Source organism: Tenacibaculum sp. nBUS_03 (genome assembly GCF_051201695.1).
Taxonomy (GTDB): Bacteria; Bacteroidota; Bacteroidia; order Flavobacteriales; family Flavobacteriaceae; genus Polaribacter.
In genome coordinates, this window is the sequence record NZ_CP179214.1 from 3,388,243 (window position 1) to 3,405,661 (window position 17,419).

General features: G+C 30.0%; 7 protein-coding genes and 1 tRNA gene. 5 read left to right on the plus strand and 3 right to left on the minus strand.

Features of this window, described 5'->3' with window-relative positions; translation table 11 throughout:
- The first annotated feature begins 257 nt into the window (after positions 1-257).
- From ACMFBB_RS15390 to ACMFBB_RS15405, 4 genes are all read left to right on the plus strand, one after another.
- On the plus strand, positions 258-10,580 hold the full coding sequence (locus ACMFBB_RS15390; RefSeq protein WP_435261629.1) for an amino acid adenylation domain-containing protein: 10,323 nt from the start codon (positions 258-260) through the stop codon (positions 10,578-10,580).
- A gap of 148 nt (positions 10,581-10,728) precedes the next feature.
- Entirely contained in the window at positions 10,729-11,667 is a 939-nt protein-coding gene (locus ACMFBB_RS15395; protein WP_435261630.1) for an ornithine carbamoyltransferase, read from the plus strand.
- Positions 11,668-11,737: 70 nt separating this feature from the next.
- Entirely contained in the window at positions 11,738-12,364 is a 627-nt protein-coding gene (locus tag ACMFBB_RS15400) for a 4'-phosphopantetheinyl transferase family protein (RefSeq protein ID WP_435261631.1), read from the plus strand.
- Positions 12,365-12,466: 102 nt separating this feature from the next.
- Positions 12,467-12,539: transfer RNA gene (locus ACMFBB_RS15405), tRNA-Met, on the plus strand.
- A 152-nt stretch (positions 12,540-12,691) separates the two neighbouring features.
- On the opposite strand, the gene ACMFBB_RS15410 is transcribed toward ACMFBB_RS15405, so the two are convergent.
- Together ACMFBB_RS15410 and ACMFBB_RS15415 are read right to left on the minus strand one after the other, a co-directional pair.
- Positions 12,692-13,318 (minus strand): hypothetical protein, encoded by a 627-nt coding sequence (locus ACMFBB_RS15410; RefSeq protein WP_435261632.1) that lies wholly within the window; start codon positions 13,316-13,318, stop codon positions 12,692-12,694.
- Between the two features lie 469 nt (positions 13,319-13,787).
- Positions 13,788-14,618 carry a COG4315 family predicted lipoprotein gene (locus ACMFBB_RS15415; protein WP_435261633.1) on the minus strand — a complete coding sequence of 277 codons (831 nt, stop codon included), beginning with the start codon at positions 14,616-14,618 and terminating at the stop codon, positions 13,788-13,790.
- 231 nt (positions 14,619-14,849) lie between these two features.
- Here ACMFBB_RS15415 and ACMFBB_RS15420 point away from each other — a divergent pair, with 231 nt between their 5' ends.
- Positions 14,850-15,962: a LytTR family transcriptional regulator DNA-binding domain-containing protein gene (locus ACMFBB_RS15420; RefSeq protein ID WP_435261634.1), complete on the plus strand. Its 1,113-nt coding sequence runs from the start codon at positions 14,850-14,852 to the stop codon at positions 15,960-15,962.
- A gap of 403 nt (positions 15,963-16,365) precedes the next feature.
- Here ACMFBB_RS15420 and ACMFBB_RS15425 read toward each other — a convergent pair whose 3' ends face one another.
- Positions 16,366-17,415 (minus strand): DUF3137 domain-containing protein, encoded by a 1,050-nt coding sequence (locus ACMFBB_RS15425; RefSeq protein WP_435261635.1) that lies wholly within the window; start codon positions 17,413-17,415, stop codon positions 16,366-16,368.
- Between the last annotated feature and the right edge of the window lie 4 nt (positions 17,416-17,419).

Here is a 17,419-nt window from a genome sequence, read left to right on the forward strand (position 1 = left end):
AGGTGTAATCACAATTTACTAAACGGGTTCAAGTTGAACAGTTTTGTAAAGAGATATATTGTAATGTGTTTAAAATAAGGTAAAGGAATAGCTTAGGATATCTACCATTCAGACTTTATTAAACCCTAAAAAGTCTACTATAACAACAAACATTCTCATAGCATTGGTATTTAATGACTACCTGCTAAAATGTGAATTGATCACAATAAATTGAAAGAGAAAATAAGTACATCCACACACATAAATAAGTTAATCTCATGAAAATAGATGAATATATCAGTGACTTACGAAAAAAGAATATCATTATTTCTGTAAAAAAAGGTCAACTATCTGTTAAAGGATCAGAAGAAAAGATTACTCCTGAAGTTATTAAAGAGTTGACTGCTAAAAAGCAGGATATTTTAACTTTTTTCAAGTCAATAAAAAAAGCAAAAGAGTTTGAGGCTATTAAACCTGCTCCTAAACAAAGTTATTACCCATTATCATCGTCTCAACTAAGAATGTATTTTTTATATGATTTTGACAAAGAGGGTACAAGTTATAATGTGCCAGGTTTCTATAGGGTTAGTAGAAATTTAGATGTGTTAAAGTTAGAACAAGTTTTTCATGAATTATTAGTTCGTCATCATAGTTTACGTACAGTTTTTGAAATAGTAGATGGAACCCCTGTTCAGCGTATATTGAATTCAAATTCCTTTAAGTTAACTCGTCATCAAGGTACAGCATCAGATATAAATCGTTATATGGATAGTTTTGTCCGTCCATTTGATTTATCTAAGGAGCTTCCTATTCGAGTTTCTTTAATGGAGGTTTTAGAAGAGGATTACCTATTGATGATTGATATGCATCATATTATAAATGATGGAATCTCTAGTGAAGTTTTAATGCACGATTTTTTGTCTTTATATCAAGGGAATGTTTTACCTGATTTACCTATTCAATACATAGATTATGCCGTTTGGCAACAAAGTGAAGCGTACAGGAGTGTGATCTCTAGTCATAAAGAGTATTGGTTAGATAGATATAGTGATGAAATCACAGTATTGGAGATACCAACAGATTTTACTAGACCTTTTCAGCTTGGCAATGAAGGAGCAGCTTATACACTTAGTTTATCACAAAAACAGAGTAATAAGTTACAAAACTTTGCTAGTTCACAAGGGGTAACAATGTATATGTTGTTTTTGACGATTTATAATGTTTTATTAAGTAAACTATCAAATCAAGATGATATTATTGTTGGCACACCTACTGTTGGACGTCGTCACTCTGATTTGGAAGGTATAGTAGGCTTGTTTGTTAATACATTAGCATTACGTAATCAAATAACTTCAGATGTTAGTTTTAGTGATTTATTAGCAAAAGTTCAAGAAGATACATTAAAAGCATTTGATCATCAGTTATATCCTTATGAAGAATTGATTGATGCATTAGATATTTCTCGTGATGTTGGGCGTAATCCTTTATTTAATGTTTTCTTTTCCTATAACCAGCAAGATGGAGATACTAGCTCTAGTAATAATTCTGATCTTAAAATTGTAAATCATGAAGTTTTATATAATACAGCAAAATTTGATTTAGAACTTGATATAATTAATCAAGGTAATTATTATGACATGCTTTTTAGTTATAATCTTTCTTTATTTGATGAAAAAACAATAAAAAGATTTTCTACGTATTTAGAGGCTATAATTGAACAAATAGTGTCTGAAGATACTATCAAAGTATCAGAAATAGATATTCTTTCTAAAGAAGAAAAAAGTCAGATTATTCATGAATTTAATTCCCCGGAAACAAATTATAATGTCAAAGGAACCATTGTTGATTTAATTGAGGAACAAACTTTCTTAAATCCGAAAGCTAAAGCTTTATATTTTAAAAATCATACTATCGATTATGGAGAATTAAATAGCAAAGTTAATAGACTAGCTAATTATCTTATTAATGTAATGAATGTTCAAAAAGGAGACCAAGTTGGTGTGCATTTTGGACGCTCTCCAGAAATGATAATTGGATTTTTAGCAGTATTAAAATCTGGAGCTACATATGTTTCGTTGGATCCTGAAAACCCTCCAACTAGAATTAATTTATTAATTGAGAACTCAAATTTAAAATTTATTTTAACCAATTCTCATGAAAAGTTGTTGGCTATTAATACCTCTGCAGAGGTTGTAGACTTAATAAATAAGGAATTGATTATTAGGGAAATGTCAGAAAATAATCCTCTGGTTACAATAAAAGAGGATGACTCGGCATATGTTATTTTTACTTCTGGAAGTACAGGGAAACCAAAAGGAATTGTTATTGAGCATGGTTCTTTAGTAGATTATAGTATTACTTTTAAAGAGTATTTCTCATTAACAACATCAGATAAAGTTGTACAACAAGCTTCTCCAGCATTTGATACAGTTGTAGAAGAAGTATTTCCAGCATTGTTAGCAGGAGCATCAATTGTTATCGTGCCTGATGGAGGGAGAAATATAGAATCACTTCTTAAAGAAATTAAAGAAACTAAGGCTACTGTATTAAGTACAGTTCCGGTTGTAGTTGATGCTTTGAATAATTATTCAGATGCTTTAAAAAGTTTAAGATTGATAGTAAGTGGAGGAGACGTATTACTTCCAAGGCATATTAGTAATTTACTTAAAAAGTATCCAATATATAATACTTATGGGCCTTCAGAGTCAACAGTTTGTATTACATACCATAAGGTTAGTTTACTTGAAAATACTTCATGTATTGGTAAACCAATTCCTAATAGACAAGTATATATACTTAATAAAGACAAACAGTTATGTCCAGTAGGAGTTGCAGGAGAACTTTGTGTTTCGGGTAAAGGTTTAGCAAAAGAGTATTTAAATGATGAAAAATTAACAGAGGATAAATTTATAAAGAATCCCATAATTCCAACTTCAAGAATGTATCGAACAGGAGATACAGCCAGGTGGAACTCAGATGGAACCATAGAGTTTCTTGGAAGAATTGATAATCAGGTTAAAATACGAGGTGTTCGAATCGAATTAGGAGAGATAGAATCTCAATTAGAATCAATAGATTCAGTAAGTCAAGCATTAGTATTGGCAAGCGGATCAGGAAATAATAAGCAGTTGATTGCTTATTTATGTGGTGTAGGGGAGTTAGACGACATTTCTATTGCTAGGTTATTGTCGTCAAAGCTTCCTGATTATATGATTCCTTCAGGTTATATATGGTTAGATTCATTTCCCCTAAATTCCAATGGAAAAATAGACAGAAGAGCTTTACCTAGTCCAGATTTAATTTCAGAGGATACATATATGGCACCAGAGACTGATGGTCAACAAAAATTAGTTGAAATTTGGTCAGAGGTTTTAGATATTGAAGAAGATACAATTAGTATTACTTCAGACTTTTTTAGATTGGGAGGTCATTCATTATTAGCCATTACATTAACCAATAAGATTAATCAATTTTTTAATGTTGAAGTTTCACTAAAAGATTTATTTTCTAATCGTACCATTTTAGAGTTATCAACTTATCTTTTAGAAAAAGATCATGTTCAATTTGAGTCTATTCCTAAGGCATTAAAAAGTAGTTCTTATCCATTGTCATCGGCACAGCGACGAATGTATTTCTTATATGAATATGAGAAAGAAGGAACAAGTTATAATATGCCAATGTTTTATAGAGTTGGAAGAGATTTAGATATTTCACAATTAGACAAAGCATTTAAAGAATTAGTATCACGTCATCAATCTTTACGTTCCGTTTTTGAGTTGGAGCAGGGATATCCAGTTCAACGAGTTTTAGAAGCAACAAATTTTAATATAGTTTATAAGCAAGGTGGTTCAAATGATGTTGATAGGTACGTATCTGAATTTGTGCAACCATTTAATTTGGCTGAAGATTTACCATACCGAGTATCGTTGGTAGATATAACAGGAGAAGACTATTTACTAATGATAGATTCACATCATATAATTAATGATGGAGTTTCCAATGAGGTTTTAATGAGAGGTTTTTGGTCGTTATATCATGGAGAATCTTTACCAAGTTTAAGTATTGATTATATAGATTATTCAGTTTGGCAACAAAGTGAAGGTTATCAAGATTTAGTATCGAGCCATAAAACGTATTGGTTAGATAAGTATAGTGAAGAGTTAACAGCATTAGAATTACCTACAGATTATCCACGTATTCAAGATCAAAGTACTGAAGGAGACGTTCATTCAATAACTCTAAGTAAAAAACAAAGTGAAGAGTTACGTAAAATAGCAGCAAGTGAAGGAGTAACAATGTATACAATGTTTTTAGGTATCTATACAATTTTACTCAGTAAGTTGTCAAATCAGGAAGATATTGTTGTAGGTACTCCAACATCAGGACGTCATCATGCCGATTTAGAAAAGGTTGTAGGGATGTTTGTGAATACCTTAGCTTTACGTAACCAAGTAACTTCAAGAGTTAGTTTTCAAGAATTTTTAACAGAATTACAAGCAGATACATTAATTGCATTTGATCATCAATTGTATCAGTATGAAGAGTTGGTAGACGCATTAGATGTTTCACGCGATAGTGGACGTAACCCGTTATTTGATGTTTTTTATTCGTATAATCAATATCAAGAAGTAGCTGATATAGCAGAGTCAGGAAGCTTGAAAATAGAAGGTCATGATGTTGGTAATACTATAGCGAAGTTTGATTTGATGCTAGATGTTTTAGATTCAGAGTCGATAGTTTTATCATTTAATTATCGAACAGATTTATTTAGCTTATCAAGTATTATTCGATTTTCAGGTTATCTAAATAGAATAATAGATAGTGTAATAGATAATAAAGAAAAGCAGCTGAAGGATATAGATATTCTATCATCTTCAGAGAAAGATAGATTGTTATTAGATTTAAATACTACAAAAGTAAATTATGATTTAGAGGAAACGGTTTTAGATATGTTTCGCTCTAGAGCAAAGTCATTTCCAGATTCTATAGCCTTAGTAATGGGAGGAGAAAAACTAACTTACGAAGAGCTAGATATTCGATCAGATTTATGGGCAACTCATTTAATGAATTTAGGAGTGTTAAAAGGTTCTATCGTTGGTTTAATGATGACTCGTTCTTTAGAAATGATTACAGGTATTTTAGGTATAATGAAAGTAGGAGGAGCGTACTTACCAATCAATGTCGATCAACCTTTATCTAGAACTCATCATATGTTAGAGGAATGTAAAGTTTCTTTTGTCTTAAGTAATTTAAACGACCTTTCAGAAGAAATTAATACGAACTATAGGTGTTTAAGTACTAGTTTTTTAGATAAGGAATTAAATATTAATAAGAAAGCTTTACCAGTAGTTAGCTCAGATGATGCAGCATATGTAATTTATACTTCAGGTTCAACTGGAAACCCAAAAGGAGTATTGGTAGCGCATAAAGGAATAACAAATTTAAATTGTTTTCAAAGAGAGTTTTTTGATATAGGTTCAATTGACCGTATCCTTCAATTTTCACCATATTATTTTGATGCTTCTGTAGAACAAATATGGTTAGCTTTAGCTTCTGGAGGAACAATGATTTTGGTTGGTAGAGAAGTTCTCATAGATCCAACTCTTTTTAAGAACTATCTTTTAGAAAATAAAATAACGTATTTACATAGTACTCCATCGTTTTTAGAAAATTTACCAATAGATGAGTTACCATTTCTTAAAATAGTTATATCTGGAGGAGAAAAATGTACCCCTTCATTAGCTAATAAATTTTTAGGGAAATCAAGATTTATTAATGAGTATGGTCCAACCGAAGGAACGGTGGTATCTATGGCTTATGAGGTTTTAGAAAAATTAAACACTAATGTGCCTATAGGACGTCCTATTGCTAATACTCAAGCTTATATTTTAGATAAAGATTTAAACTTATTACCAGAAGGAGCTATTGGAGAACTTTATATCGGAGGTATTCATTTAGCGGAGGGTTATGTTAATAATTTGACATTAACGGAAGAACGTTTTATAGGGAACCCTTTTGGAAAAGGACGTTTATACAAAACAGGAGATTTAGTAAAATGGTTACCTGAGGGAAATTTGGAGTACTTAGGAAGAAATGATCATCAGGTAAAAATACGAGGTTATAGAATTGAGTTAGGTGAAATTGAAACTGTACTAGAAGAAGTACCAGATATAAATCAAGCATTAGTTTTAGCTCATGGTACTGATGTAAATAAACAGTTAGTAGCTTATTTATGTTGCAACGAGGTGATTGAAGAGCAAGATATTATATTGTTGTTATCAGGAATGTTACCAGATTATATGGTTCCTTTAAGTTATATTTATTTAGATAGTTTTCCATTGAATGCTAATGGGAAAATAGATAGAAAATCATTGCCTATACCTAACTTAATGGATAAGGAACAGTATGTTGCTCCTACTAATAAAACTGAAATATCATTAGTACGTATTTGGTCTGAAATTTTAGATATTGAAGAAAATACACTTAGTATTGCTTCAGACTTTTTTAGATTGGGAGGTAATTCATTATTAGCAATTACTTTACTAAATAAAGTGAATAAGATATTTAATGTAGAAGTATCATTAAGAGATTTATTTTCTTATCGTACCATTTTAGAATTATCAACTTATATTTTAGAAAAAGATTATGTTCAATTTGAATCTATTCCAAAGGCATTAGAAAATAGTTTTTATCCATTATCATCGGCACAACGACGTATGTATTTCTTGTATGAATATGAGAAGAATGGTACCAGTTATAATATGCCAACATTTTATAGAGTTGGAAGAGATTTAGATGTTTCACAGTTAGATAAAACATTTAAAGAATTAGTGTCTCGTCATCAAGTTTTACGTACTGTTTTTGAGTTGATAGAAGGGCATCCAGTTCAACGAGTTTTAAAAGACGTGAACTTTGAAATAGATTATAAGCAAGGTACTGCAAGTGATATTAAAAACTATGTATCTGAATTTGTACAACCATTCAATTTAGCTGAAGATTTACCATATCGTGTATCATTGATAGATATTACAGGAGAAGATTATTTGTTAATGATAGACTCGCACCATATAGTTAATGATGGAGTTTCTAATGGAATTTTAACTCGTGATATCTGGTCATTGTATTATGGAGAATCTTTGCCTAGTTTAAGTGTTGAGTATATAGATTATTCAGTATGGCAGCAAAGTGAAAGTTACCAAGATTTAGTATCGAGTCATAAAACGTATTGGTTAAACAAGTACAATGAAGCCTTAACAGCCTTAGAATTGCCTATAGATTATCCTCGTAGTCAAGTTCGAAATAATGATGGAGGAGTTCATTCGTTAATTTTAAGTAAAAATCAAAGTGAAGAGTTACGTAAACTAGCAGCAAGTGAAGGAGTAACAATGTACACATTGTTTTTAGGTATTTATACAATTTTACTAAGTAAGTTGTCAAATCAGGAAGATATTGTTGTAGGTACTCCAACAGCAGGACGTCATCATGCCGATTTAGAAAAGGTTGTAGGAATGTTTGTGAATACCTTAGCTTTACGTAACCAAGTAACTTCAAGAAGTAGTTTTCAAGAATTTTTATCAGAACTGCAAGCAAATACATTAATGGCTTTTGATCATCAATTATTTCAATATGAAGAATTGGTAGATGCATTAGATGTTTCACGAGATAGTAACCGTAATCCATTATTTGATGTTTTTTATTCATATAATCAAGAGAAAACTTATGTAGAAGAATCAGAAAGATTAAAAGTTGTAGGTTATGAAGCGGATTATAACGTAGCAAAGTTTGATTTAGAACTAGATGTAGTAGAGCAAGAGGAAGGCTGTGGTGTGTTTTTTAGTTATAACCTATCGTTGTTTAAAGAAAAAACAATAGAAAGGTTTTCTAAAGGTTTTGAAAAAATAATAGCAGAGATAATAGCAGACAAGGAAATTGAAATATCAAAAATCAATATTCTTTCAAATCAAGAAAGCAACCAAATACTTAATGAGTTTAATGCACCAGAAATAAATTATAACATTAAAGGTACTATTGTTGATTTAATAGAGAAACAAGTTTTATTAAACCCGTTGGCAGAAGCATTATATTATAAAGGCCATACAATGAGTTATGAAGATTTAAACCGAAAAGTAAATCAACTAACTCATTACCTTATTGAAGTAGCTAAAGTTAAAAAGGGAGATAGAATAGGTGTCTATTTAAAACGTTCACCTGAAATGATCATTAGTTTTTTAGCAGTCTTAAAATCAGGAGCAACATATATTGCCCTTGATCCTAATAATCCTTTGGATAGATTAAAAATGTTGATTGATGGTTCAGAGATGAAGTATATAATTACTAATTTAAGTACTGATTTAGTAGGTATGGAAACATCAGCATCTATTATAGATTTGATAATAGATAAAATCAAGATTGATAAAATGCCAAAGATTAATCCTTTACTATCAATAAAAGGGAATGATACTGCATATATTATTTTTACTTCAGGGAGTACTGGAAAACCAAAAGGAGTAATTATAGAGCATAAGTCGTTAGTGGATTATAGTATTACTTTTAAGAAATATTTTTCATTAACAACTTTAGATAAAGTTGTTCAACAAGCTTCTCCTTCATTTGATACGGTAGTAGAAGAAATTTTTCCAGCTTTAATAACAGGAGCCTCTCTAGTAATTATGCCAGAAGGAGGAAGAGATATAGAAGCTCTTATTCAGGGTATTAAAGAAACAAAAGCAACAGTGTTAACTACTGTACCTGTTGTTCTTGATGTATTAAATAAGTATGTAGATGATTTACAAAGTTTAAGGCTTATTGTAAGTGGAGGAGATGTGTTATTGCCAAGACATATTGATAATTTAATAAATAATTATCCAATATTTAACACTTATGGACCTTCTGAATCAACAGTTTGTATTACCTATCATGAGATAGATTCTCTTGAAAAAACATCATGTATTGGTAAACCAATAAATAATAGGCAAGTATATATATTAAATGAAGAGAAACAATTATGCCCTATTGGAGTACCAGGAGAATTATATGTTTCAGGAAAAGGATTGGCTAAAGGATATTTAAACGATGATAAGTTAACTGAAAGTAAGTTTATAGAGAACCCAGTTATTCCAGGGGTAAGAACTTACGCTACGGGAGATTTAGCAAAGTGGAATGAAGATGGTACTATTGATTTTTTAGGTAGAATAGATAATCAAGTTAAAATAAGGGGGTTACGAATTGAATTGGGAGAGGTAGAATTTCAATTAGAAAAGATAGAATCAATTAATAAGTCATTAGTAGTTGTATCAGGTGAAGGAGAGAGTAAACAATTAGTCGCTTATTTATGTGGTAATATTGATATAGATGAGACTAATATAAAGAGTATACTTTCTTCTAAACTTCCTAATTATATGATACCTAGCGTATATATTAAAGTTGATAATTTCCCAATAAATTCAAATGGTAAAATAGATAGAAAGTTATTACCAAGCCCCGAATTTACTATAGAAAGTGAATATATAGCTCCAAGTAATGATGTTCAAAAGAAATTACTTAGTATTTGGTCTGAAGTTTTAGGAATTAAAGAAAGTGAGATTAGTATTACTTCTGACTTTTTTAGACTAGGAGGACATTCATTGTTAGCAATGGAAATGAAACATAAAATAAACAAGTATATAAAAATTGAATTACAGCTTTCTGAAATTTTCTTGGCTCCAACTATTGCTTCCTTATCTATTAAGATTGAAGAGGAAAATAAAGAAGACATAAAAGAAGTTGATGTTATACCTTTAAACAAAAGAAAAACAGATGATACACTTTTTATTATTCATGATGGTAGTGGAGAAGTAGACGGTTATCTTGAACTAACTAGGAATATTAAAGAGTATCAATGCTATGGAATTAAATTTGAGTATGACTATGATATAATATCAGCTCCAACTATTAATGAGATTGCTTCAGCATACATAAAAAAAATAAAATCTTTACAGCCTAATGGACCATATAACTTATTAGGTTGGAGTCTAGGAGGAGAAATAGCAGCAGAGATAACATTACAGCTTGAAGAATATAATGAGAAAGTAGAAAAACTAATTATTATAGATTCTTATTTTGGGTATGAAAAACCTGCAAAAGAAACTTTATTTAATATTGATTCAGAGTTAGATTTACTGAGTTCACTTTTTAGATTTAACCTTAAAAATAAACAAGAAGTTTTTTCACTTAAAGGTTTACAAGAAGAGTTGTTTAATTCTGAATCTTTTAAAGCTTTAACAAGTAATCAAATACAGGATTTAATTCCTCAAAGTATTAAACAACTTATTCCAGATTATATTAATAAAACTAAAGAAGAGTTATTTGCAGCAACAAGTAAAATTCGTTTATTAGTCGCTTCTTCTGAAAATAGTTGGATATACAAAGAAGTAAAAGCAAATACTCTCTACATATGTCCTTCAGAGTCTTTAAATAATACAACTATTGATAAACTAAAAAACGTATTTATTAATATCAATATTAATAATATTTCTGGAGATCATTTTTCTATTATGAAAGCACCTAGGGTAAAGTCTTTATCAAATCTTATAAATAAACACTTTGAATTAACATTAGTGTAAATGAAATAATCATACTGATAGAAAATGCCTAAATAACCTTGTAAAGGTCAGGTGTTTTCTTTCTGGTTTCATGAATAAAATACCATTCTTAATAGTATTAATATGCGCTTAATAGCCAATAACTACAAAATTTAAAAAAACAAAAAATATGAGTCTTACTATAATAAACGAGAAAAAGCATATAATATCTTTAAAAGATTTGTCAGAACAAGAAACATTAGATATCATTAACAGAGGAGTAGAGTATTCTAATAATAGTGTTGAGTTAGGACATCAATTAAAAAATCAAGTGGTAGGTGTTTATTTTACCAAAACATCAACAAGAACAAGAACTTCTTTTACAACCGCTGCCCTTAGGTTAGGGGCTAATGTTATTGCTTATGGACCTAATGATTTACAAATAAACACAGGTGAAAGTATGAGTGATACTTTACAGGTACTTTCACGTATGTTAGATGGTTTAGTTGTTAGAACGGCAGGAAGTCCATCTATACTTAGGGCCTTTGCTAATCAAAAAAGAATGTCTATAGTTAACGCAATGACTGAAGATGAACATCCTACACAAGCTTTAGCAGATCTTACTACTTTAAAAGCTAATTTTGGTGAATTATCAGGCTTAGAAATAGTTTATTTGGGAGAGGGAAATAACACAGCGGTAGCTCTTGCCCTTGCTTTATCTAAGTTTTTTAATATTAAACTTAGTTTTTTTACTCCGCCAAATTATCAAATAGATCCAAGGGTTTTGCAATATGCAAAGAGTGAAGGAGCAAAAAAGAATACGGTAATTAATGAGTTTCATGATATAAGAAAACTTCCCCAAAATGCAGATGTAATATATACTACACGGTGGCAAACAACAGGAACTACTAAGCCTGATGCTAATTGGAGAGATATCTTCGAGCCTTTTGCCGTTACTCAAGAGGTAATGTCGAAATACTCAACTTCTATTTTTATGCATGATCTTCCTGCTCATAGAGGAGAAGAAGTAGAGGCTTCTGTGATAGATGGCACAAACAGTATTGTTTTTCAACAAGCCGAAAACAAAGCACATAGTGCAAAAGCTGTTTTAGAATGGTGTATGAGATAACTTTATCTGTTTTAAGATGTAAGTAAACTAGAACATACATTAAGTAATTATTAACTTTAATTTTATTCTTATGACATCAATTTATTACACTTCATGTAAAAAATTACCTGAATATGAATATAGAAAACTTATCAGGTTATTACCTAAAGCAATGCAAGAAAGACTAAGTAAGTTTCGTCGCTGGCAAGATGCTTACACATATTTATATGGGAAGTTACTTTTGAAAAAGAGCATGCTTCAATTTGGCTATGATTACTCTTTAGAATCTATAAAGACAACTGAACATGGTAAGCCGTATTTTGAAAATAGTTCTTTCTCATTTAATATTTCTCACTCTGAAGAATACGTTGTGTGCGCAATCAGTAATGATGAAAAAGTAAATTTAGGTATTGATATAGAGAAAGTAAAACCAATTAAGATAGACGGTTTTAGTGCTGTTTTTTCTCCAGAAGAAAAAAAAGAAATAGATAGTTATAACAAATTTTACACATGTTGGACAAGAAAGGAAGCTATTGTAAAAGCTGATGGTAGAGGGTTAACTATACCTTTAAATACAATTAATACTTTAAAACTGTCAACGAAGTTAGATAACGAAAAATATTATTTATCTAAGGTAGATATTAATGAAGGATATATTGCTCATATTGCATCGTTAACTAAAATAGAAAAAATGAATGTAGTTAACTTATTTTTTTAAATCGTTTTATATTGATTTACAGGTTTTTAAGTTTTTTAAAATAAAAAAACTTAAAAACCTGTTGCTATTCTATAAAAAGACTGTATCTTTGCAACCGCAAATCGCGGGATAGAGCAGTAGGTAGCTCGTCGGGCTCATAACCCGAAGGTCACTGGTTCGAGTCCAGTTCCCGCTACTAGTAACAGCTAAGCTTCACACTCTTGTGAAGCTTTTTATTTTTCATATAAAATTTTTATTTTTTATAAATTCTAAATACTTCATTTTAATCAAAAGTGAATATCAGGTTAAAAAACCACTATAATTTATTTAAAATTATCAAATTGATGACTATTTTGTGTGTTGTTTTTCGATTTGAATGTTTTCGAACCATACCTTAAAATTGTCACTTATACTATCACTATTTCTGACCAAGGATAGTTTTATGCCTTCATAGTTGCGATGACTTTCCCAAGTAGTTTCAAGAGTAGGTTTCAAGTTTCCGGCTTTCCTGTAAATCCACTTAGCTATAGTCAAATTTTTGTCCAAGTAAAGTTCGTATATATCATTTGGTGAATTTCCTTTGTTATTGATGTATTGAATAATCAATTTTCTATAAGAAGAGATGTTTTCTACATGATAACGAATGGAATTACGATCTTTAATTAATTGTATAGGGAATGATAACCAATACAGATCATTTATAAATTGGTGTTCATTAATATTACTTTCAGAATTGTATAGTTTAAAGGAAGTTTTATTATCTTTTACAACAATATTTTGTTTTGGTAACCAAAGCCATTGTCGAGATATAGTTTTACTTTCTTTTTTCGCATTAAAGGTAAACTGTATATTTTTAATTTTTTTAAAATGTTCTAGACCGTATGATATAGCTAAAGAATCCAAAATATCTTTTTTCTGAGCATATAGTATATGCTGAATTAGTATAAATAGTGTTAATGTAATTAGTTTTTTCATTTTAATTATGGGGTGTATGAATGAGTTTGAAAGAAACCTATATATCCTTGGTAATATTATTTCTAATAATAACAGGTATCTTTATGTTATAATCAGAAATTTTCACATAAAAACTTTCTTTAAGTGGCATGGTTTTATTTAGTATTTGTTGCCGAATATTAGTTATATTTTGTTTATTTTTTCAAAATTTCTTAAGTCTAGAAACTGACTTGAGTCAGGGTAGTTAATACAATTATTGTCTATTATCGGTTTTATACCAGATACAAATGAAACCTCATCTTAAGAATCAAAGTAATCCTTTTAAACATTGTATTCAAAGGAAAAGATGTAAAGGAGAAGTCCGACAAACACAAATGAAAACAGATGTTTCTTTTATTTCTTATAGTTATAATAGAATAGTTTTATAGTAAGCGGTATAATGATATTATATCAAAACCCGCTTACTAAACACCCCCCAGGGTGCCAATATTTATTGGGCAACTATGGTGTTGGCATTGGCAATTGGCCAAATACCGGGTGCTGGGACACTAATACCTTTATTATCGCCTCTTTGAGAGTCTTGTCCAAAGTAATAAAGAGGCCAGCCCTTATAGGTTAGTTGAGTTTTTCCGTGTACATCTATAGTTCCAAAATCAGAGGCTTTTAAAACACTCGGTATTTTGTCTAATGTAATTTCTACTATAGGCCATATACCATTATTAGAAAAATCAGGAGCAGTAAAATTATTGGTATTGTTTGTGTCTTTTACAAAAGTGTACATTGTACGTCCACTAATGTCAACAATATAATTAGTAGTTCCATCACCTACAGTATAATCTTCAAGATAGTTAAGGCTGTCATTCCCTACTAGCTGTGAGCTGGCATACATTAATGAGTAATCTGGTTTAGCAACATACCAAACATCATTAACCCCATCACCTTTAATATCGCCAGCGTTTGTGTCGTTTACAAAGTAATACAAGGGCCAACCTTTATAGGTAGTTTGTTTTTGTCCATCTGGTCTTGTAATTACTGAAAAATCTGCTAATTCTAAACTATTATCAATAGTTAAGTTTTCGGCATAGAAAATTGGCCATAAACTTTCACAATTTCCATCACAAACAGAATTGTCTTTAGTATCTTTAGAAAAGAAATAAAGAGCCTTTCCTTCAGTATCTGTTAAAACACTACCATAGGTAGCACTGTTTGTTAGCTTAATGGCAATTTTCTCTACAGTTGGTTGCTCATTATCATCATCACTACAGCTAATACTAGCAAGAGTTATTACAGAAAACAAGACCAAATTAATAATTTTTTTCATTTTTTTTATTTTAAAATTGATACTGCAAAACTACCGACAACAAGGGAGTTATGTATAATAAAAGATGATGAGAGGGACTAAAACGTATTTAAAAGGGACTTGTGAACTACGAAAGGGAATTAATAAATATTTACTTTTGCACATATCACACCAAATAGAATAAAACATAATGTTATATCATCCTATTTTTATAATTCTCTCCATATTATTTATTAAAAAAGAGCTTTAACAATGAAAAAAGACAAATTGTATTTGTTAACGTTTTTGGCAATTTTAAGTGTTGTGTATTTTGTAGGTTATTTTAGTACAGATTACTTAGTGGATATCAGTACAGAACAGTTTCTAAAAATTCAAATTTCTTCAAGTAAAAGAGAAGCTAAAGAAATGGCTAGTTTAGTATCTTATCAAATAAAGAATGGGGTAGCTAAAGAAACAATTAAAGATAATATTCAAAAGAGTATTGAAAATACCGATTTAGAAACAGGCTTTATTTGTATGTTCGATTGGTCTGGGAAAGAAATATGCCACCCAAATCCAAGTAAAATAGGAAAAATAACAGGACCAGATGAATCTTATGTTTCAGGAGTTCAAGATGATATTGGCTCAAAAGATTTTTATTCTTATTTAAAGAACAAAAAAGAAGGCGGTGGCATTAGAGATTTTACAGATAAAAGTAGAGATTCAGAAATAATATATTTATATCCAGTCAAAAATTCCGATTGGATTATAGCTGCTCATGCTAATTTAGATAAGATTAATAGTGAAATAGAAAATTTAAAAACAAATTTTATTCTGGTGTATTTAGCTACAGGGGCATTAATCGTGTTTTTACTGCTATTTTTAATCAGGCTTATCGGAAGTAAATATGAAAAACAATTAGAACTCAAGAATGAAGTATTATCAACTGAAGTTCTTAATCTTTCCAAGTTAAACAATGATTTAGCAAGCTATAAAGAAAAGGTAATTCAGGCAAAAAACACAGCAGTAGAATCCGAAGTTGCACCGCATAAGAATAGAATTTTAACCCATTACAGAAACGAACTTGTACCAATATCTGTAAATGAGATTGCGTATATTTTTATGGAAAATGGTGTCACATATATTAAAACCATTGAAGGCAAAATTTGTACGTCAAATGATAGCTTAGAAGAATTATTTAAAAATCTTAATGAAACCTTATTTTTCAGAGCGAATCGTCAGTATATTTTATCAATAAATGCCATAGATAAAATATATAAATATGGTAATAAACAGCTAAAGATTATTGTACTACCAAAGTCCAAAGTAGACATTATTATTAGTAAACATAAAGCCTCAGCATTTAAAAACTGGCTAAATAGCTAAAACTTCAAATTATTATTAATTAGATAGTTTTACTAGGAACAATGATAGGAAATAATGTAACTATTGGTGCAGGAAGTATGGTAACCAAAGATGTACCTGATAATGTTGTTGTATTAGGGAGTCCATCTAAAATATTAAATAAGGTATAAATAACATATTATCAAAATTATAAGTGCGATCTGTTTTCTTTTTGTCAACTTTTTTGTTAAAGTCCAGTTTCCACCGTTTAGGAGGCGAACTGCAATAGATTGCAGAATTTTAATTTGAGCCATAAAAATAAAGAGTATTTCTCATAATCCGAAGGTCACTGGTTCGAGTCCAGTTCCCGCTACAATGTTTAACAAAGCTTTCAATTTTTTGAAAGCTTTGTTATGTAGACACAAGATTAACAAATGAATAACCCTTATTTTTTTAGTTTTAATTCTGATACAATGTCTAAAGCAGTTTGTATAGTGTGGGATAATTTTTCAATTACACAAATATCATCTAATTTGCCTTTTGAAAATGAAAACAGCCCTTGTTTGTTTTGTACTGCCAAGTACATCTGTTGATTCTGAAATGAAAGTAAAATAGGTTGGTTAAATTTTTCCTTTAAAGTAATAATTCGCTCCATTAAAGCTATAGATAATACATAACGAGCTTCTATTTGATTAGTACCATACACGATGAATTCCTTATTAAATCTGGGGTCCTCTAATAGTATACGTTGTTCTTCTTTAAAACTAGTTCTAAAAAAACGATTGATTTGTGTTTGATGATTATTTGTGAGTAGTACTGTATGACCGTCTAATTTTTTAGTAAAATGGAACCAAGAAAACATACCTCTAAAAGTAAACTGATTGGTATCAATAGTGCTATTGGTAAAGGTGTTTTTAATACTGTATTGCCACAAAACAACCAAGATGTTTAGAGCTGGAATATTACCTAATTTTTTTAGAACATTATTCGTTACATTTTTCTCTTGAACACCAATGTCAGAAATATTTATTGTATATCCTCCTATCGTACTTCGAATTTGCCCATATGATATAGGATTTGACTGAATATTGGTAAACAATTTACTATGTTCTATTTCTTTTATAGGATCTGATATTCCACGGCTAAATTCTATATTAGGGAATAAACTTTTAATAAGTTTATCCATTACTTTTTGCTCATTAATCACGTATATTTGAAATGTTCTAACAAAAAAAATACTTGATATAGAAATGATAATTATCAATCCAATAATAAAGAGTTGATTTTGATAGGGATGTTGTATCGTTTGTTTAATATACCCATTTTTCAAACTAGGTATCAACGGGTAGATAAAACTCAAGATGATAAAAATAAAATACACTCCAGTAATTCCCCAAACTATTTTCTGAAAAAGCAAAGTGCGTTTGCGTTTTTTATAGATACTGTTTAAGGCCTCTTTCGAATTGTTGTATGTTTCTTCAATGGCTACTTTCATAGTC

What these genes read in the sequence shown, in the direction of transcription:
- ACMFBB_RS15415 (WP_435261633.1), bottom strand. Translation starts at nt 14,618, where the DNA reads ATGAAAAAAATTATTAATTTGGTCTTGTTTTCTGTAATAACTCTTGCT.
- ACMFBB_RS15400 (WP_435261631.1), top strand. Translation starts at nt 11,738, where the DNA reads ATGACATCAATTTATTACACTTCATGTAAAAAATTACCTGAATATGAA.
- ACMFBB_RS15425 (WP_435261635.1), bottom strand. Translation starts at nt 17,415, where the DNA reads ATGAAAGTAGCCATTGAAGAAACATACAACAATTCGAAAGAGGCCTTA.
- ACMFBB_RS15410 (WP_435261632.1), bottom strand. Translation starts at nt 13,318, where the DNA reads ATGAAAAAACTAATTACATTAACACTATTTATACTAATTCAGCATATA.
- ACMFBB_RS15420 (WP_435261634.1), top strand. Translation starts at nt 14,850, where the DNA reads ATGAAAAAAGACAAATTGTATTTGTTAACGTTTTTGGCAATTTTAAGT.
- ACMFBB_RS15390 (WP_435261629.1), top strand. Translation starts at nt 258, where the DNA reads ATGAAAATAGATGAATATATCAGTGACTTACGAAAAAAGAATATCATT.
- ACMFBB_RS15395 (WP_435261630.1), top strand. Translation starts at nt 10,729, where the DNA reads ATGAGTCTTACTATAATAAACGAGAAAAAGCATATAATATCTTTAAAA.